Origin of the sequence: Burkholderia sp. 8Y, assembly GCF_902506145.1 — a bacterium.
GTDB lineage: Bacteria > Pseudomonadota > Gammaproteobacteria > Burkholderiales > Burkholderiaceae > Caballeronia.
On sequence record NZ_LR733519.1, the window covers coordinates 923,020 to 942,496 of the forward strand.

Genomic DNA, 19,477 nt, shown 5'->3' on the forward strand with positions numbered 1-19,477 from the left:
CGCCTGAATCGCTGCTTATGGCTTCAGCGATCAAGCGTGCGAGCCCTTCGACAAACGCATGCCTCATCGAAGCCGTCGGTGTTTCACCGCGAGTTATTGCGCAGCGCGCCTGCTCGATGACGATTGCGAGCGCGACGGCGGGATGCGCGTTGCGGGAATCATCGGATGCCGCAGGAAGCGCGGGCAAGCGATAGCGCCGCGCAACGACGCGGAGCGTCTCTTGAAGCAAGAAGGGAACAGGCATAAGAGTACGAGGGATGACGCGTAGCCTCGTACTTTACCCCGTGATGCCGATCGTTACCGACGCGCCGTGCCCGACACCACGTCGATCCACACCGCGAGCACGAGGATCGCGCCTTTGACGATCATCTGCCAGTAAGAGTCGACGTCCAGCATCGACATGCCGTTGTCGAGGCTCGCCATGACGAGCGCGCCGATGATCGCGCCATATACCGTGCCCGAACCGCCACGCATCGACGTTCCACCGATAAAGCACGCTGCGATGGCGTCCAGTTCGCCCATCGATCCCGCCGACGGCGAGCCCGCAGCGAGACGCGCGGTATTGACGAGGCCGCCGAATGCGCACATCAAGCCCATCAGCGCGAAGATGGCGAGCTTCACGCGATCGGTGTTGATGCCGGACAGACGCGTCGCTTCCAGATTGGAGCCTACCGCATAGATGCGCCGTCCGAACACGGTCTGCGTCGCGATGTAAGTGAACACGCCAAGCAGCGCGAGCAACACCAGCACCGGAACCGGAATGCCGCCATAACGGTTGAGCGTCGCGACGAAGGCGAAAAGAATGACGCCCGCCGCGACGATCTTCACGCCGTCCTGCCATGGCGCGACGACCGGCAAGCCATAACGCTGACGGCTGCGTCGCTGGCGCAGCGTCAGGATGGCAAGCAGCGCAAAGAGCGCGATGGCAAGCGTATCGCCTGCAATTCGCGGCAAATAGCCTTGCCCGATGAACACGAGCGAATCCGACACTGGCGCAATGGTAGAACCGCCGGTTATACCCAGCAGAACGCCACGATACGCGAGCATGCCGCCGAGCCCGACGATGAACGAGGGCACTCTTCGATACGTGGACCACCAGCCATTGAAAAGGCCGATCGCAACTCCGAGCACCATGACCACCGGCAACGTCACTGCGATCGGCCAGTGATACGTGACATCGAGAATGGCCGCCACGCCGCCGAGGAGCCCTAACAGCGAGCCGACCGACAAGTCGATCTCGCCGGAAATGATGACGAACACCATGCCGCATGCAAGCATGCCGGTAATCGACATCTGGCGCAAAAGATTGGAGAGATTGCGCGGCGTAACGAACGCGCCATCCGTCAGCAGCGAAAAGAACAGCCAGATGACGGCCACCGCGAGCAGCAGCGCAAGCAGCTTATAACGTGTGAAAAGCTGCTTCATGCGCTGGCTGGCGGACTGCGGCGCGCCCTTCTCGTCTTTGCTTTGCTTGGGCGTGGAAGTGAGATCGGGAGTCATGCGAGGCTCGCTGAAACGATTGAGTCAGTGTCTTGCCGCGTAGCAATCGCGGCGGAGAGAATGTCTTCCTGCGTGAGGCCGTCGTTGATGAAGTCACCTCGCAATTCGCCTTCTCCGATGACCAGCACACGGTCCGCCACGCCGAGCACTTCCGGCAATTCCGACGACACCATGACGATGGATACACCGCGCCGCGCAAGCTCGAACATGAGCTTGTAGATTTCGTACTTCGCGCCGACATCGACGCCACGCGTCGGTTCATCGAGAATCAGCACTTCCGGATTGGTCAGCAGCATGCGCGTGAGTACCGCCTTCTGCTGATTTCCCCCGGACAGGCTCGCGATGGACAGCATCGGATGCGCCGCGCGCACGGAGAGCCGCTTCATCTCGGTGTGAATCGTATCGAGTTCCGCTGCCGTATCGATGCGTCCGCCCTTAGCGAAACGCCGCAGCACCGCAAGCGTGATGTTATGGCCGACGCCGAGCTGAGGAACGATGCCGTGACGCTTGCGATCTTCGGGCACCATCGCGATGCCGGCCGCAATCGCGTCCGCCGGTGTGCGAATGGCAATGGGCGTGCCTTTCATGATGACCTGCGCGGAACACTCGCCTGCATACGCGCCGAAGATAGCCTGCATGAGTTCTGTGCGCCCCGCCCCGACAAGCCCCGCAACGCCGAGGATTTCGCCTTTTCTTAGCGCGAAGGACACATCGTCGACGCGCTTGCGATTCGGATTGGTGATATCGAAACAGGTGACGTTGCGCGCTTCGAAGACCACCTCGCCGATCTCATGCCGGTCCTCTTTGGCAGGACGCGGGAAGAGATTCGTGATCTCTCGACCGACCATCATCGCGATCACGCGGTCCGTGCTCAGGCCGCGCATCGATTGAGTCGCGACGTGCCTGCCGTCGCGAATGACCGTGACCGTATCGCATACGGCTTCGACTTCATCCAGCTTGTGCGAGATATACACGCACGCCACGCCGCGCCGCTTCAGGTCCCGCACGATATCCAGCAGAATCTGCGTCTCGGCCGCGGTCAGCGATGAAGAAGGCTCGTCGAGAATCAGGAGCCGCGCCTTTTTATTGAGCGCCTTGGCTATTTCGATCAGTTGCTGATGACCGCCGCCGTAATTCATCACCGGCTGCGCGACATTGATCCCTTGTATGTTGAGCTCGCCGAGCAATTCGCTTGCGCGCTGATACATCGCCGGATAATTCATGCGCCCACCAGGGAGCGTGATCTCGTTGCCAAGGAAGATGTTCTCGGCCACGGACAATTGCGGCACGAGCATGAGTTCCTGATGGATGATGATGATGCCCGCGCGCTCGGTGTCGCGAATGCTGGCCGCCTGAAGCGGCTTTCCGTCCCAGCGTATTTCGCCTTGCCACGTGCCATACGGGAAGACGCCCGACAGCACCTTCATGAGCGTCGACTTGCCTGCGCCGTTTTCGCCGCAGAGCCCCACGCATTCGCCCTGATTCACGACAAGATCGATGCCGTCGAGCGCCTTGACGCCGCCAAAGGACTTGGCGATGCCACGCATCTCCAATAGCGCCTGTGCCATGCTTATTGTCCTGACTGTGCTGAACGAAGCGGACATCGCCCATGGCGATGTCCGCAGGACTTTTAGTTGCCGGCCAGTTGCGCTTGCGAATAGAAGCCGTCCTTGATGACGACATCCACGTTGGACTTGGTAAGCAGCGTCGGCTGCAGTAATACCGTATCCACCTGCTTCTTGCCGTTGTCATACTTCGCGTTGAACGCGGGCTTGTCGCCCTTGGCGAGATCGACGGCGAGCTTGGCGGCATCGCCCGCTATGAGCTTGAGAGGCTTGTAGACCGTCATGGTCTGCGTGCCCGCCACGAGGCGCTTGACCGCGGCAAGGTCCGCGTCCTGCCCCGATACCGGCACCTTGCCCGCGAGCTTTTGCGCGGACAGGGCCTGAATCGCGCCACCCGCCGTGCCATCGTTGGATGCGACGATGGCATCGATCTTGTTGTTGTTCGCGGTCAACGCATCCTCGGTGATGCGCAGCGCGGTGGAGGCGCTCCATTCCGGCACCCACTGCTGACCGACGATCTTGACGTCGCCGCGATCGATGGCGGGCTTCAGCACTTTCATCTGCCCTTCTCTGAGCATCTTGGCGTTGTTGTCGGTAGGCGCCCCGCCAAGGAGAAAGTAATTGCCCTTGGGCTGTGCGTTATACACGCCCTGCGCCTGCAATTCACCGACCTTTTCGTTGTCGAATGAGATGTAGGCATCGACGTCGGCATCGAGGATCAGGCGGTCATACGACACGATCTTAATGCCCGCTTTATGCGCCTCGGCCACCACGTTGCCAAGGGTCTTCGAATTGAACGGCACGATCACGATGACATCGACGCCGCGCGAAATGAGGTTCTCGATCTGCGAGATCTGGCGCGCTTCGCTTGCGTCGGCGGACTGCACGGACACTTTCGCGCCGAGCTTCGTTGCAGCCGCGACGAAATAGTCGCGATCGCGCGACCAGCGTTCAACACGCAGGTCGTCGATGCAAAAGCCAATCTCGGGCTTGTCCTTGCTTGCATGCGCAAGCGGCGCGACCATCGAAAAGCCTGCACACATGGCGGCGCAGACGAGCGAACTCAATACGGAACGGCGAATGGCTGATTTCATGTCTCACTCCTGTTATGGATGACGGCCGGCGCGGTCGTGCGAGAGAACGCGCGGCGTTTCATTCAGTGCGCCGCGAATCCATGTTCGCAAGCGTCGCTATGATTGTTTGGTTCGAAGAGTGGGCGTTATCCGCTCACACCGCAATTGTGAAATCGACCGCCTGCGCTAACGTTTTTTAGCGCCGTTCAACCGTAGATCGCGCGGTTGACGATGTTCTCCAATCGCTCCTGCTGGCCGCTCACATGCCGCGGATCGATTTCGCGCGAGAGCGCATCGGTCGCTAGCGTGTCGAGCGAATAACCGCCCGCAAGTACCTTTTGCCCGAATTCCGCATTCCAGCCGGCATAGCGGGCCGCTTTCAGCTCCGCGAGTTGATCCTTCTCGACAAGCGTGGCCGCGCGTTCGAGCGCCACGGCAATCATGTCGATGGCGCCGATGTGGCCATGCAAGAGGTCTTCGGCATCGATGCTTTGTCGTCGCACCTTGGAGTCGAAATTCATGCCGCCGGTTGTAAAGCCGCCGTTGCGCAGAATTTCGTAGAGCGCGAGCGTGAGTTCTTCGACGCTGTTGGGAAACTGATCGGTATCCCAGCCATTTTGCGGATCGCCCCGATTCGCGTCGATGCTGCCGAAGATGCCGAGCGCGAACGCGGTTGCGATCTCATGGTGGAACGAATGCCCCGCAAGCGTTGCATGATTCGCTTCGATGTTGACGCGAAACTCGTCTTGCAGGCCGAATTGCATGAGAAAGCCGTGCACCGTTGCGACGTCGTAGTCGTATTGATGTTTGGTCGGCTCTTGCGGCTTCGGCTCGATGAGCAGTGCGCCCTTAAAGCCGATCTTGTGCTTGTGCTCCGCAACCATCGCGAGAAGGCGCGCAAGCTGCTGGCGCTCGTGCTTGAGGTCCGTGTTCAGAAGCGTCTCGTAGCCCTCGCGTCCGCCCCAAAGCACGTAGTTTTCGCCGCCGAGATCGAGCGTGGCTTGCAGCGCCTCGCGCACCTGCGTGGCGGCGAAGGCGAATACGTCCGGATTGGGATTCGTGGCGGCGCCCGCTGCATAGCGCGGATTGGAGAATAGATTGGCCGTGCCCCAAAGCAGCTTGACGCCGCTTGCTTCCTGCTTGCGCGCCAGATAGTCGCGCATGCGCTTGAAGTTGTCGACGTATTCGCGAATGCTTGCGCCCTCCGGCGCGACGTCGGTATCGTGGAACGTGTAGAACGGCGTGCTCAGCCTGGCAAAGAATTCGAAGGCGGCATCGGCCTTCATGTGCGCCATCTCCATCGCGTCGTCCTGCTTGTGCCACGGGCGATCGAACGTACTCGCGCCGAACACATCCACTCCCGGCCACACGAACGAATGCCAGTAACACACGGCAAGCCGCAGATGATCGGCCATACGCTTGCCGAGGACCATCTTGTCGGCATCGTAGTGGCGAAAGGCGAACGGATTGTCAGAGCCGGGGCCTTCGAAACGGGCGGCTGGAAGATGTTCGAGCAAAGGCATGATGTCTCCTGGTCTTGAATGCGCGGAGTCTAGGCGCGCTATACAGTGACGCCATGCTGCCAGCCGTGCGCCCGGTGCTTCAATTGCGAAATTCGCCAGTGCCGCTATCGATTCTTGGCAAAGGCCGAAGTTGTGCGGCGCATGCAATTAGAATGAAGCGGCTGCATAGCTTGCAGCCAGGCGTCACATATGGAAAACCCTTAAGTCCGCTAAGAGATTTTCATGAACCGTCCGCATCGCATCGCGCTGCTCTTCAACGCGAACAAGGTCTACGACCGAGAAATCATCACGGGTATCGGTCAATACCTGTTGTCCACGCGCGTGGCGTGGGACTTGTTTCTGGAGGAGGACTTCAGGGCGCGGCTGACGGGCATCGAACGTTTCGATGGCGATGGCATCATCGCGGATTTCGATGACCCTGCCGTATGCGATGCGCTTGCCGATTGCCCGCTTCCGGTCGTCGCCGTGGGCGGGTCGTATCACGACGCGGCTTGCTATCCTGCATCCCTGCCGTACATCGCAACCGACAACGCCAAGCTCGTTTCACTGGCCTATACGCACCTGATCAGCGCGGGGCTGCAACGCTTTGCGTTGTACAGCCTGCCCGAATCCACTGAAAATCGCTGGGCTCAGGAGCGCGAACGCGCGTTCCAAACACTGGTGAAGACGGACGGGCTGGACGCGGAGATACATCGCGGCTTGCCGACGAGTGCGCCGGTTTGGAGTCAGGCGAGCGCCGATCTCACTTCGTGGCTGCAAAGCCTTGAAAAGCCGGTCGGCATTATCGCCGTCACGGATGCGCGTGCGCGGCATCTGCTGCAAGCGTGCCTCATCTCGGGGATTGCGGTGCCCGAACAAGTCGCGATCATCGGTATCGACAATGACCCGCTGACACGCTCGCTCACGCGCATCGAGCTTTCGTCGGTCATACAGGGGACGGAAGAAATGGGACGAACGGCTGCGCACCTGTTGCATCAGATGCTCGGCGGCGCCCGCTTTGCAGGACGACGCATCCTCGTGCCGCCTGTCGGTATCAAGGTGCTCGAATCGACGCGGCATCAACCCGTGGCGAGCCCTTATGTGATGCGCGCACGTCATTACATTCGTCAATATGGATGTCAGGGCATCAAGACAGAACAAGTGGCGGACTATGTCGGTGTATCGCGTTCGTCACTCGAAGATCACTTTCGGCGCGAGCTTGGCTGCACGGTGCATCAGGAAATCCTGAGCCATAAGCTACAGGTGGCGAAGCAATTGCTTGCCAAGCAAGATATCCCCAGCGCGGAAGTCGCGATACGCTGCGGCTTTACTTCGCTACAGTACATGTACGCTGTTTTCAGGCGCGAACTCGATTGCACGCCGCGCGAATATCAGGAACGGCTTCAGGCCGCATCTTCGCAAACAGCCTGACGCGAACGAAGGTTATCGACTCATGAATATCGCCGACACCGAGGGCGCCGCCCAGACGCATACCGACCGAATCGCCTTCGAGCGGTGGGGCAGCTTGCCGGGCGGCGACAGCGTGCATCTTTATACGCTGCGCAACGCGCACGGCATGCGCGTCGCGATCAGCGATCTCGGCGCGACGCTGGTGTCCTGGCATACAGCGGATCGCGCGGGCCGCATAGCGGATGTTCTGCTCGGCCACGACACACCCGAAGCGTATTTCAAGGGCCGCGCTTATATGGGCGGCATCATCGGGCGATGGGCCAATCGCATTCGCGATGCGCGCTTCGTGCTGGATGGTCTCGCCTACTCGCTCGATCGCAATGAAGGCCCGCATCATCTTCATGGCGGTGCAACGGGTTTTCATCGCGCGGTATGGAGCGCGCGAGAAAGCGACGGCGCGTTGCTGTTCACGCATGAGTCGCCCGAAGGAGACGCAGGCTTTCCAGGCAAAGTCATGGCGACAGTGCGCTATTCGCTCGACGATGAGGGTGCGCTCACCATTCAATACGACGCTATTGCCGACGCGCCCACGCCGATCAACATGACGAATCACGCGTACTTCAACTTGTCCGGCGATGGTTCGCCCGGCTCGTTCGACATACGCGGTCACGTGATCGCGATACACGCCGACACCTTCTTCGAAACAGACGACGCCATGATTCCCGTGGCGCGCGCGAACGTGGCAGGCAATGCATTCGATTTCCGCGCGGGCGCGCCAATAGGCGCAAGGCTCGACTGGCCCGATGCCCGCCTTGCCCGCGCCGGCGGCTTCGATCATTGCTACGTCTTGCCTGACTCGGACGATGGCGTCATGCGCCAGGCCGCCGTGCTATACGATCCTGCAAGCGGAAGAGAACTCACCGTATCGACCGATGCGGCCGGATTGCAGTTCTATACGGGCAATCATCTCGAAGGCGTGCCCGGCCGCGAGGACAAGCCGTATCGCATTCATGCGGGGCTTTGCCTCGAAGCAGGCGCGTTTCCCAATCAGATCAATATGCCGGAAGCGTCGCGCGTGGTGCTCAGGCCCGGCGAGCGTTATAGCCAGACCACGCGCTATCGCATCGGCGTTCGATAGACTCGCTCAGGAAACAGCAGGTGCGCGCATGCGCACTGTCTCCTCTCGTACCGGCGCGTTCGTTTCCTTGATGACGCTCTCACACAGCGAAATGATCTGCGCCGAGCTGGCCGGATTGAACAGCGAATGATCGACATCCGGAAAAGTCACGACGCGAACGTTCGGGTAACGTGACAAGCGCACGCCCATTTTGCCGCAGTGCGCCGCGAGAAGATCGAGACCTGCGTCATAGCTGCCATAGACGAGCAACGTCTTGACGCCCTTGGCATCGAGCACGCGAGCGATTGCTTGAGGCGTCGTGGCCTGCTCCGCCGAAATAGGTGTGACGCTATCGAGCCGAAGCATGTCCGCGATACGCGAACGCACGCGCGTCCCAACATAACTCGCGATAAAGCCGAGCACGCGAAGCAGGTTTTTGTCGCCGCGCAGTATCGCTTTCCATTTATCGACCTCCAACATCGACGCCGCATAGCCGGCCATGGAATTGCGCGTCGACTGACGCATCTCGTCTGCCGACTTGTCCTCGGGCTGCTTGAAGGTCGGAATGTTCACCGCAATCACGCCGGTAATGGCGGCTTCGGACGCGGCTGCCTTGAGGGCGTGATAAGCGCCGGAACAGATGCCGAACGAGAAGATCGATTTATAGCCTTGACGCGAGAGCCATCGTGCAGCGGCCGCTGTATCCTGTGTTGCGATGGGATTGTAGATGCGGCTGTACGGCGTGTCCGATTCCGTCACGCCGGGCGCAGCCGGACTATCGCCCCGGCCTCGGGCATCGAAGCGCAAGGAAGCGACACCGCGTCTGGCGAGATCTCGGGCAATGCGCACCGAGAGCCGGCTATCGCCCACACGCGAACTCGCGGCGGTATTGGTGAGCAAGAATGCGGCCCCACGCGACACCGGGCGGCGCGGCTCGCACAGGATGCCGACGAGCCCTTCTTCGCCGATGCTCACGGGCCGCTCGATGGCCTCGACCGTTTCGATGCTCAGGTCTTCCGGCCACTCGAATGACATCGCTGGCGCGTCGCATGACTCCTGTGCGTCGGCGGCAAGCCATTGCACCGCTTCGTCGAAAGCAGCGTGCGGCATGACGGTGAAGGCAGACTCCTGAATAAACCCAGTGAGGTCGTCGAAGGCCCGAGTCTGCACATCGACGCCAAGCGAGGCGAGTGCATCGCGCAAAGGATCTTTAGACCCGACGCGTCCATGCATCAGCAAGACCCGGCGCGCGGGCGCAACGCCCGACTGTTTAACGCTGGCCGCCAAATCGACGGCTTCGAGCTCACGCCTGAAGTCCTCGCTATATGTCTGACCAAGAACGTTGAGCGGGCCTTCTTGTGGCTGCACTTCGCGCAACGGAGCGGCAAGCTTTTCAAGCCAGGTCTTGCGCGTGACGCTTAGTTCGCGCATGTACGTGCGCCCGCTCACGACGGGCGCAAGGAGCAAGAGCTCGTCCACGGGACGCCGCAGGGCCGCATGCAGCGCGAAAGCAGCGCCCACGCGAAATCCACAGAGCGACACGTGTTCGACGCCTGTCTCTCGTTTCAGAAAATCAATGGCGATGGCAATGTCTTCGACTGACGACTCGAACTGATCCGGCGCGGCGTCGTCGCCGCCGGAATCGCCGGTACCCCTGTAGTCGAACCGCAAGACCCAAAGCCCGCGGGCTGCGAGCATGTCTGCCAGCAAACGGAACCCGCTATAGGTCCAGACATACTCATGGCCATAGGTATTGCAAAGCACGACGCCCCGCTTACCCGTTCCTGCATGCAGCCACCCCAATCGCCCGCCGAATACAACCGGTTTCATTGTTTTGTCCTCGCTCTGGCGACGTCCATGATCCATGAGGGATGCCCCGGCTCCCTTTTGCTCGCGCTTTGCCGCGGGATTCATCGTGTGAGATCCGCAGCGATGGTGTGCTGTTCGTCGCGATTATATTGAGCGAGTTGACGCTGTAAGGTCGTCTCCTAACATAACGAGCTAGATAAGCGATTAATTGATCAGGCAGCCATCGCCGGATCGAGGGCATCTTGCGCGGCCCCACGCGCATGCGCGTAGACGCGAGCGCGTTCACGCGCGACGAGCGCCTTCTTAGCGGCCACAGTCTGTCGCTGAAATTTTGGATCGCCCATCGTCGCTATATATTCGCCGCGGCGGTAACGCAAATAACGCTGAAAGAACTCGGCGCCAGGCAGGCCGCTGTCGAGTGCAAGAAGCACGCCATAGTCGATATCCTCAACATCGCCTAGCGCCTTTACAGCGGACTCCAGCGCGGCATAACGCTGCGCAAGCGGCACGGTCTTGTCGCACAACGCATGAAAACGCTGATAAGTGAGTAAGTGCCGATGCGACGCGCAACGTCGCAATGCCTTCGCAAGTTTCAGACTTAGTTCGGTTTCCACTTTCCCTCCCGCGATATCACCGGATGGCAGGCGCGCGACGGTGCCGGCATCCGCTAAACGGATGTCGGTCGCTACTTGCCTGGTTTCACCTGTCAAAGCAAAGAGAAATGCCGGTATTCACAGCCATGCCTTAAACGACTGTCACGGCGTATAAGTGCGTCAACTCGCTAAGAAGCGTCAAGACGTGATTAAGTTATGCGAGGCCCTCATCGACATTGCATCAATGCCGAGTACGCTGGCTGTCAGCGCGAGGACGTTCTTGGACGCATATTTCTGCCAGCGAGGCGGCGATGATTCGCCCTATCGCTTGGCGTTTACATGCTAGCAAACATATCGCGCGTAACCAAGAAGAGTTTGCTCGCCTTTGGCCGGATTGTCGTTCGTGAAATTGTCGGCCGGTATTTCTTCCTTCTTGCGTTGCTGCATTCGGTGGCAGCCCCTTTTTCATGTGCATGAGGAGATCAGCAGCATAAGAGATTATCTTTATTACGCGCGTTGATTAAGCATTGTGATAAAACGGACGTTGCTAAAAACTGCATCAATGCGGCACGTTCCGCCCTGCAAGCCTTAAGCGTGGTTTAAGCGTTGAAGCCTAAAACGGTCATGCGGTCGAGGTAGTCCGACGCCTTGGCGGCACGTCCACGCGGATGGTCGACCCGAATGACACGGCACGCGCATGCAATGGCGCTGTCGTGCAGGCGATGACCGTCCATTCGGCCCGGCAGTCATGCCGGGCCTTTTTTACGCCGAACTGCTGGCGCTATCGCTGCGATCCTCGTAGGTTTCGATCGAATCGACGCGATCGGGATAGAACGCAAGATGATCCTTGATCTGCGCGACGGCGTCGTACGGGTTCTCGTAACACCATACGGCGTTCACGCTCTTGTCGCCGCCGGAAACGATGCTGTAGTAGCTGCATTCGCCCTTATAGGGGCAGTACGTCGTGTGCGACGTGCGCGCGAGCTTCGACATGTCGACATCCGCGCGAGGCACATAGAGCACCTCCGGATACGACGCTTCGCGCAGAATCAAGGCATGAGTTGAGTCGGCTACCACGCGGCCGCCACCTTTGACCGTGACGCGCAACGAACTGCGCTCGATGTCGATGGGATGATCGGGGCCGGGAATCTTGACGGGACGCATGGGGGTCTCCCTAAGGGCTATAGCGGCCGCCCATGCTAGCGCGCCTGTGCATTGCGCGCAGAACTCGCCCGTTAGGCAAGGCGTGAGCCCTCAGGACGTCACGCCTGAAACCACACGGGACATCAGGCTCAGTGCCCGAAATACACCGGCTTGTTCGCGTCGTTCATCGGTCGCATTGCACGAATGCCTGCCGCTGACGTACCGCTGTCGACGCCGCCGTAATCGCTGTTATCGCCCGACATCGCACCATTTTGCTTGGACACGCGGCTTTGCGCGTTCTGAACATCACGCGGATAGGCCGTGCGATCCGACTGTCCCGGGTTGTAGCCTGCGGCTTCGACCTGCCGCAGATCCTGCTGCACCTGGCCACGTTGCACCGCAGAGTCGGTTTGTGCGAAGGAAAGCGCCGGTGCGACGAGCACAGCGGCAACAGCGACTGCTTTGACGAACGATTTCATGACGATTTCTCCGTAGTTGGACGGCGCGCCGGCAATTCCGCGCCTGCTCCCTACATTCAGCATCGCCCGTTCCCGCGCTGCCGCGGCGCTTTAGTCCGCTTTGTTTTCGACCAGTTTCACCAGCACGTGAAGCATGCGATTAGCCGGTGTCGGCACACCGACCGCTTCGCCGCGTCGAACGATCAATCCGTTCAAGTGATCGATTTCGCTGCGCTTGCCGCGCGCAAGATCTTGCGCCGTTGACGAGTATTGATTCGGCATGGTCTGCGCGATACGACGCACTGCGGCATCGACATCACCTGGAATCGTCACGCCGTCGGCCCGAGCGACGGCAAGGCACTCGTCGATGACATCGCGCATTGCACGCGTGACGCCTTCACCCTGCACCAATCGTCCATACGGAACCTGTGCAATGGCCGAAAGCGCGTTGTATGCACAGTTAAGAATCAGCTTGGCCCACAAGGCGCCGCGCACGTTGTCGGATATCTCAGTGGGCACGTTCGCAGCGGCGAACGTCCGCGCCACGTCTTCGCTCATGCTCGACGGTTCGATCACCAGTTCGCCCCGGCCATGATGACGAATATGCCCGGGCCCGGCCATTTCCGCCGCGACATAGACCACCGCCGCCGCGACTTCCTGCGATAGTAATTGCCTCAGGCGCTCGGCATTCTCGACACCATTCTGCAGCGACAACACTAAAGTCCCGGAATCCAGATACGGCTCGAGCGCCTGCGCCGCGCTGTCCGTATCAGTCGACTTGACGCAAAAGAGCACGACCTGCGCACCCTTCGCAGCGCTCGCCTCTGTGCTGGCGATGACGCGAACGTGCTCGTCGAAAGTCTGTGTATCGAGCCTCAGGCCATCGCGCTGAATGGCCTCGACGTGTTGCGGCCGGGCGATGAACGCGACGTCGTGCCCTGCCCGTGCGAGCATGCCGCCGTAATAACAGCCCACTGCACCCGCACCCATGACGGCGATCTTCATGTTTCGTTCCTCGTGGTGACTGCATCGCTTGAAGCCGCGTTGCTTTGGAACGGGAAAATAACACAACACCGCTCAAGCCCTTGGCGCATGCGATAGCCGCAAACGCTTGCGCTACCGCATGGTCGCGCCCTTTGTGGGACGACGCACGATAGTCAGTCGAATTAACAGTGAACCATATTGTTAAAGCATGGCACGGGGAGATACGCTTGCTGCAGCGGATAGACGGCGCCTTTTTAAAACCATGACCGACCGCTATGGGGTACGTGCTGCAAGCCTTTCTGTACAAAGGGTGTCGGAAAGGAAGGCAACATAGGGAGACCAACTTACGGCGCGCCGAGGCGCCGCACAGGCAGCAAAAAGCGGTAGCGGCCCGGCAACGGGCAACGCGCGGCCGGAGCGTGGGGTGTTTTCACGAGAACAAAAAATGAACCATGGATATGAAGCATCGCTCGTCAAGCGCGTGGTGAACCAACTCGTCGCGGGCATTATCAACGGAGAATACAAGGACAACGTTCTGCCGCCTCAAATCTTGCTGTCCCAGAAGCACGGCGTATCGCGCACCATCATGCGCGAAGCATTGAGCATCCTGATTTCGCGGCGCATGCTCGATGTGCGGCCCAAAACGGGGACGCGCGTCCGGCCGGCGCACGAGTGGCTCATCATCGATTCAGAAGTGGCCGAGTGGCGCTTGCGTGCATCGCCCGATCCCGAATGCCTGCGACGGCTCGTCGAATTTCGCGCGCTGGTCGACCCGCCCGCAGCGGCGCTTGCGGCGGCGCGTGCGAACAGGCATCAGCGCATCGGCATCAATGCCGCGTTTCAGCGGCTCATGCATGCCAGCCCCACCGAGAGCTTTCAAGCTGCGGCGGAAGAAGCGTTGCTGACCGCTATCGTCGATGCGAGCGGCGATGAGATGCTGCGCCAAATGGGCAGCGTCGTGCGTGTGGGCGTAAGGACGATCAAGGCTGCATTGCGGGCTCAGCCTCAAGGGCGGGTACGCATGCCCGAGTCTCAGATCAGCGATTACGGCAGAGTCGTCCGCGCCATCGATACAGCGGATGGAGAAAGCGCACGTTCGGCGATGTCGCAGACCCTTGAGCGTACCGCTTCGATGTGGGTCGAAGAAGCGGTCTGATCGCTCTGCCTCTTTCAATGCGGGCCAAGGAATCAATGACTACAATGGTCAATGATTCAGTGTCGCCAACGCTTGGCATTGAGACTCGGAGGCAGAGATGGCAGAGCTCGACAAGGAAGAGGTCGTCGCCGTATTGAACCGGATTCTGGAATCCGAGCTGGCTGGCGTGGTGCGGTACACGCACTATTCGTTTCTCGTCTTCGGGTTCGGTCGCATACCCATCATCTCGTGGCTACGCGCACAGGCGGACGAATCGTTGATGCACGCGCATCAGGCGGGCGAATGGATAACCACGCTCGGCGCGTATCCCTCGCTTGAAATCGGCCCGCTGCTCGACACTCACACCTTCGATATCGCGACCATTCTGCGGGAGTCGCTGCAAGCAGAAAGAGTCGCGCTAGACCTTTATCGCGAGCTGCTCAGGCTCGTCGAAGACCGCTCGGTCGCACTCGAAGAATATGCGCGGCAGATGATTCAGACAGAAGAACTGCACGCGGGAGAAGTGGACAAGATGCTGCGCCGTCCCGGCGAGGTCGACACGTCGCCCGAGAGACGTACCGGGCATAGCTGAAACATACGCTGACCGCAGATCGCGGTCAGCGTATGCCGTGTCGTGTCGTGTCGAGCGCCGCTTACTTCGGCTGCGCGACCGTGCGCAGATAAGGCTTGAGCGTCTTGAAGCCCTCCGGATACTTCTTCTGCGCGTCTTCGTCGGAGACCGAGGTCGGAATGATCACGTCATCGCCCGGCTTCCAGTTCACCGGCGTTGCCACGGAGTGCTTGGCGTTCAGTTGCAGCGCGTCCAGCAAGCGCAGCACTTCGTCGAAGTTGCGACCCGCGCTCATCGGGTACGTGAAGGTCGCCTTCATCTTCTTGTCCGGACCGATGATGAACACCGCGCGAATAGTCGCATTGTCGACGGCGGTGCGCGGGCCGCCGCCGCTCGCATTCGGGTGAATCATGTCGTAAAGCTTGGCGACGGTCAGATCGGCATCGCCAATCATCGGGTAATTGACCGCCGTGCCTTGCGTTTCCTCGATATCCTTGGCCCACCTCGCATGGTTGTCGACCGGATCGATGGAAAGGCCAATGATCTTCGTGTTGCGCTTTTCGAACTCGGGCTTGAGCTTCGCCATATAACCGAGTTCGGTGGTGCAGACGGGCGTGAAGTCTTTCGGATGCGAGAACAGGATTGCCCATTTATCACCGATCCACTCGTGAAAGCGAATCGGGCCTTCGGTGGTTTCTGCGGTGAAATCGGGGGCTTCATCGCCAATGCGGATGGACATATATGATCTCCACGTCAAGGAATAAACGGACAGCGTTGCCTCTTTGAGCAACGGTTCCCGGCTGCGAAAAACGAAACCGACACGCCGATTATAGTGCCGGCCCGCGCCTGAGCGGACGACCTCCATGAATGTCCCCGTCGAGCACGCGGTCTTCGGCATGGGGAATGCTAAACGAACGGGCGTTTCATGGCCCGAAGCGCGCTGGCAGACGCGGCTTAAGCCTCGTATTCCTCGGCAAAATCTGCTATCACGAAACTGCAACACGACAGGCGGCGAAGCGCCGTCGCACAGCAACGTCTTGCTAAGAGACCGGAGGTGATCGTGGCCGTCATGCGCAGAAAGACCGTCGCTGCATTGCAGGAAGAGGCGTCGCAGACCGATGAGGCTGTGCAGGAGCAAGGCGGCCATGCGTTGAAACGATCGCTCACGGCGCTGGATGTCGTGTTGCTCGGCATTGGCTGCATCATCGGCGCGGGCATTTTCGTGCTGACCGGCCATGCTGCAGCCGCGAACGCGGGTCCGGCCATCGTCATATCGTTCGTGCTTGGCGCGATTGTATGCGCGCTTGCAGGGCTTTGCTATGCGGAAATGGCTTCGACCGTGCCCGTATCCGGCAGCGCCTATACGTACGCTTACGCGACGATGGGCGAACTGATTGCATGGCTGATTGGCTGGGACTTGATACTCGAATACGCGGTCGGCGCGACGACGGTGGCCATCGGCTGGTCCGGTTATGTCGTGAGCTTCCTGCATTCGCTGCATATCGACATACCCGCGCAGCTTTCACAAGCGCCCTTTGCGTATGACCCCGTCAAAGGATGGAGCCATGCGGGCGCCATCCTCAACGTGCCGGCAATGGTCATCGTCGGGCTCATCACGATTCTGCTTGTAATCGGCATCCGCGAATCGGCCCGCGTGAATAGTTTCATCGTCGTGATCAAGGTGCTGATCGTGCTTGCTTTCATCGTGGCAGGCATTGCCTATGTCGATACGAGTCATTGGATCACCGCGAAGAATCCCACGGGCGCTTTCATTCCACCGAATACGGGTGAATCCGGTGTGTACGGCATGAGCGGTGTGCTGCGAGGCGCGGCGGTCGTCTTCTTTGCGTATATCGGCTTCGATTCTGTATCGTGCGTGGCCCAGGAAACGCGCAATCCACGGCGGGATATGCCGATCGGCCTGCTCGGCTCTCTGACGATCTGCACGATTCTTTATGTGCTCGTCTCATACGTGCTGACGGGCATCGTGTCCTACGACAAACTGAACGTCGCCGACCCGATTGCCGTCGGCGTGGATGCCATCGGCATGCGCTGGCTCTCGCCCATCGTGAAGCTTGGAGCGATCTTTGGCCTGACATCGGTGATTCTCGTTCTGTTGCTCAGCCAGCCGCGCATCTTCTATTCGATGGCGAAGGACGGATTGCTGCCGCCTTTCGCGTCGAAGATCCACCCGCGTTTTCATACGCCGTACATCACGACGATCGTCACTGGTCTGATCGTCATGGTCCTTGCCGGCCTACTTCCCATCGGTCTCGTCGGCGAACTCGTCAGCATCGGCACGCTGTTCGCATTCGCGGTAGTCTGCGTGGGCGTCCTGGTGTTGCGCATCAAGCAGCCGGAGTTGAAGCGCGCGTTCAAGACGCCCGCGGTCTTCATCGTGGCGCCGTTAGGCGCGATCTCGTCCGTGTTCCTCATGTCCGGCTTGCCCGCCGATACATGGATACGGCTGATCATCTGGATGGCGATCGGCATCGTCATTTACTTCGGCTACGGCATACGCCATAGCCGTTTGCGGGCGGAGAACCAGACGACCCCGGCTCAGACAGCAAGAAGCTAGGACTGCCGGGAACGCCGCGCGCCGTGCTCACGCGCTTCCTGCGCGCTTTCGTAGATATAGGGCGCGACGCCGCGGCGCTTGAGCGCGTCGCCGAGCTTCATGCGTAGAAAACTGCTGGTGGTATAGCGCGTGACACCGTCATAGAACTCGCTCACCAGCCGGGTGACCATCTCCGAATAGGCGTCGAGCATGCTTGGGCGAATCGAGAAATTGTCGTAATTGACGATGGCGTGAGGCTTGACGCTTACCCCTGAGAGTTGCTTCTCGACTTCGAGTCGGATCGCTTCGACATCATGCAGGCTCGCCACCTCGTGCCCCTCGAAGTTGATGAAGAAAAGGTTCTTCTCAGCGTCGTAGCTGAATCGCTCTGACAGATCGAGGCCAAGCAATACCTTTCGCAAGCCGATAGGCCCCTCCCGGAAGATGCGCTCATCCATCACGCGCGGCGCGGACGGCATCACGGGCCTGAAGTCCATCTGCGCGACGATATCGCGCTCGACATCGATGCCGGGCGCGACTTCCTTCAACACGACTCCCTCGCTCGTCAGCTCGAATACGCAACGCTCGGTGATATAAAGCACCGTTTGACCGCGCTCCACGGCATAACGGCCGCTGAATGTGCGATGCTCGACCGCATCGACGAACTTTCGGCAATTCCCTTCGCGGCGAATGGCAAGCTTGCCGTCGTCGATGACGAGATCCAGTTTGCCCGCGTTGAACGTCCCGACGAAGACGACCTTCTTCGCCGACTGACTGATATTGATGAACCCGCCTGCACCCGCCAGCTTGGGGCCAAACTTACTCACGTTGAGATTGCCCTCGCGGTCCGCTTGAGCAAGCCCGAGAAAGGCGATATCCAGCCCACCGCCGTCATAGAAATCGAACTGATAAGGCTGGTCGATGATCGCTTGCGTATTCGTCGCGGCGCCGAAATTGAGGCCGCCTGCGGGGATTCCGCCGATTACGCCCGGTTCAGTCGTCATGGTGAAGAGGTCGATCACCTGCTCTTCGTTCGCCACGCTCGCAATGCCTTCCGGCATGCCGATGCCGAGATTCACCACGCTATTGGCCATCAATTCGAACGCAGCGCGTCGCGCGATCACCTTGCGTTCGTTAAGCGGCATGGGCGCCATCGAACTCGCGGCGACACGCAGTTCGCTGGAAAACGCCGCGCTATATTGTTCGCCGAAGGTCTGCCAGTGGTTTTCGGGTCGGGCCAGCACGACACAATCCACCATGACGCCGGGTACTTTGACTTGCCTCGCATTGAGCGTGTTCGATTCGGCCAGCCGTTCCACCTGTGCAATGACGATGCCGCCAGAGTTGCGTGCCGCCATCGCAATGGAAAGTGCTTCGAGCGTCAGTGCCTCCTTTTCCATCGTGATGTTTCCGTTCAGATCCGCTGTCGTACCACGCACGATTGCGACGTCGATGGGAAAGGTTTTGTAGTACAGGTAGTCGATGCCGTCTATCGGCATGAGACGCACGATGTCCTCGGTCGTGCGTGCATTGAGTTTTCCTCCGCCATTGCGCGGATCAACGAAAGTGCCGAGGCCGACGGTCGATAACTGTCCGGGACGATGCGCCGCAATGTCGCGAAAGAGTTGAGAGATGACGCCTTGCGGCAAGTTGTACGCTTCGATGCGGTTTTCGATGGCAAGCTTCTGCAAGCCCGGAACCAGTCCCCAATGGCCGCCGATGACGCGCTTGACGAGCCCTTCATGCGCGAAGTGATTGAGGCCCTTGCCTCGGCCATCGCCCTGACCGGCCGCATAGACGATGGTGAGATCGGCAATCGGCTCATGGCCTTCCGCATGGCCTGCGGCGTTTGCCTCGAGAAAGCGAGCCTCAAGCGCGATTGCCACCTCTTCCGCGAAGCCGATGCCCACGAAGCCGCTGGTCGCAATGGTGTCTCCCGAACGAATGAGGCGTACCGCCTCACGCGCCGACACGATCTTTCCCCGCTCGACAAGCCGCGCCGATGACAGAAATGACGGGTGACGAGGCGGTGCGTTGCTGGCGTTCATGGCGTCTCCTTG

The 19,477-nt window shown here is 60.0% G+C and carries 16 protein-coding genes; 5 read left to right on the forward strand and 11 right to left on the reverse strand.

Annotation, left to right across the window (positions count from 1 at the left end):
• Positions 1–297: 297 nt before the first annotated feature.
• The 4 genes from GV035_RS03990 to xylA form a co-directional block, all read right to left on the reverse strand.
• Complete coding sequence (locus GV035_RS03990) at positions 298–1,500, reverse strand: sugar ABC transporter permease (protein WP_159833596.1); 1,203 nt, start codon at positions 1,498–1,500, stop codon at positions 298–300.
• The gene (xylG, locus tag GV035_RS03995; RefSeq protein ID WP_159833598.1) at positions 1,497–3,068 is read right to left on the reverse strand and encodes a D-xylose ABC transporter ATP-binding protein; all 1,572 of its coding nucleotides are present in this window, start codon (positions 3,066–3,068) and stop codon (positions 1,497–1,499) included. The genes GV035_RS03990 and xylG overlap by 4 nt, the downstream gene beginning before the upstream one ends.
• Before the next feature lie 62 nt (positions 3,069–3,130).
• The gene (gene xylF / locus GV035_RS04000) at positions 3,131–4,159 is read right to left on the reverse strand and encodes a D-xylose ABC transporter substrate-binding protein (RefSeq protein WP_159833600.1); all 1,029 of its coding nucleotides are present in this window, start codon (positions 4,157–4,159) and stop codon (positions 3,131–3,133) included.
• Positions 4,160–4,344: 185 nt separating this feature from the next.
• Positions 4,345–5,661, reverse strand: coding sequence for a xylose isomerase (gene xylA, locus GV035_RS04005; RefSeq protein WP_159833602.1), 1,317 nt, complete (start codon positions 5,659–5,661; stop codon positions 4,345–4,347).
• A gap of 222 nt (positions 5,662–5,883) precedes the next feature.
• Here xylA and GV035_RS04010 point away from each other — a divergent pair, with 222 nt between their 5' ends.
• Complete coding sequence (locus tag GV035_RS04010) at positions 5,884–7,071, forward strand: XylR family transcriptional regulator (protein ID WP_159833604.1); 1,188 nt, start codon at positions 5,884–5,886, stop codon at positions 7,069–7,071.
• 22 nt (positions 7,072–7,093) lie between these two features.
• On the forward strand, positions 7,094–8,188 hold the full coding sequence (locus GV035_RS04015) for an aldose epimerase family protein (protein ID WP_159833606.1): 1,095 nt from the start codon (positions 7,094–7,096) through the stop codon (positions 8,186–8,188).
• 6 nt (positions 8,189–8,194) lie between these two features.
• Here GV035_RS04015 and GV035_RS04020 read toward each other — a convergent pair whose 3' ends face one another.
• The 5 genes from GV035_RS04020 to GV035_RS04040 all read right to left on the reverse strand — a co-directional run bounded on the left by GV035_RS04020 (position 8,195) and on the right by GV035_RS04040 (position 13,175).
• Positions 8,195–9,997, reverse strand: a complete 1,803-nt coding sequence (locus GV035_RS04020; protein ID WP_159833608.1) for an alpha/beta hydrolase — start codon at positions 9,995–9,997, stop codon at positions 8,195–8,197.
• Positions 9,998–10,188: 191 nt separating this feature from the next.
• Positions 10,189–10,686, reverse strand: coding sequence for a hypothetical protein (locus GV035_RS04025; protein ID WP_236572422.1), 498 nt, complete (start codon positions 10,684–10,686; stop codon positions 10,189–10,191).
• A 645-nt stretch (positions 10,687–11,331) separates the two neighbouring features.
• On the reverse strand, positions 11,332–11,733 hold the full coding sequence (locus tag GV035_RS04030) for a DUF427 domain-containing protein (protein ID WP_159833610.1): 402 nt from the start codon (positions 11,731–11,733) through the stop codon (positions 11,332–11,334).
• Between the two features lie 128 nt (positions 11,734–11,861).
• Positions 11,862–12,191, reverse strand: a complete 330-nt coding sequence (locus GV035_RS04035) for a DUF4148 domain-containing protein (protein ID WP_159833612.1) — start codon at positions 12,189–12,191, stop codon at positions 11,862–11,864.
• A 90-nt stretch (positions 12,192–12,281) separates the two neighbouring features.
• Positions 12,282–13,175: a ketopantoate reductase family protein gene (locus GV035_RS04040; RefSeq protein ID WP_159833614.1), complete on the reverse strand. Its 894-nt coding sequence runs from the start codon at positions 13,173–13,175 to the stop codon at positions 12,282–12,284.
• 424 nt (positions 13,176–13,599) lie between these two features.
• On the opposite strand from GV035_RS04040, the gene GV035_RS04045 reads away from it, so the two are divergent.
• Together GV035_RS04045 and GV035_RS04050 are read left to right on the forward strand one after the other, a co-directional pair.
• A complete protein-coding gene (locus GV035_RS04045) occupies positions 13,600–14,310 on the forward strand; it encodes a FadR/GntR family transcriptional regulator (RefSeq protein WP_159833616.1) in 711 nt (236 codons plus the stop codon).
• A gap of 97 nt (positions 14,311–14,407) precedes the next feature.
• Positions 14,408–14,881 carry a ferritin-like domain-containing protein gene (locus GV035_RS04050; protein WP_159833618.1) on the forward strand — a complete coding sequence of 158 codons (474 nt, stop codon included), beginning with the start codon at positions 14,408–14,410 and terminating at the stop codon, positions 14,879–14,881.
• Positions 14,882–14,942: 61 nt separating this feature from the next.
• On the opposite strand, the gene GV035_RS04055 is transcribed toward GV035_RS04050, so the two are convergent.
• The gene (locus GV035_RS04055; protein ID WP_159833620.1) at positions 14,943–15,599 is read right to left on the reverse strand and encodes a peroxiredoxin; all 657 of its coding nucleotides are present in this window, start codon (positions 15,597–15,599) and stop codon (positions 14,943–14,945) included.
• A gap of 330 nt (positions 15,600–15,929) precedes the next feature.
• Between GV035_RS04055 and GV035_RS04060 the strand changes: the two genes are divergently transcribed.
• Positions 15,930–17,438: an amino acid permease gene (locus GV035_RS04060; RefSeq protein ID WP_159834945.1), complete on the forward strand. Its 1,509-nt coding sequence runs from the start codon at positions 15,930–15,932 to the stop codon at positions 17,436–17,438.
• Here GV035_RS04060 and GV035_RS04065 read toward each other — a convergent pair.
• Positions 17,435–19,465 (reverse strand): acyl CoA:acetate/3-ketoacid CoA transferase, encoded by a 2,031-nt coding sequence (locus GV035_RS04065; protein WP_159833622.1) that lies wholly within the window; start codon positions 19,463–19,465, stop codon positions 17,435–17,437. The two genes, GV035_RS04060 and GV035_RS04065, sit on opposite strands and share 4 nt — an antisense overlap.
• Between the last annotated feature and the right edge of the window lie 12 nt (positions 19,466–19,477).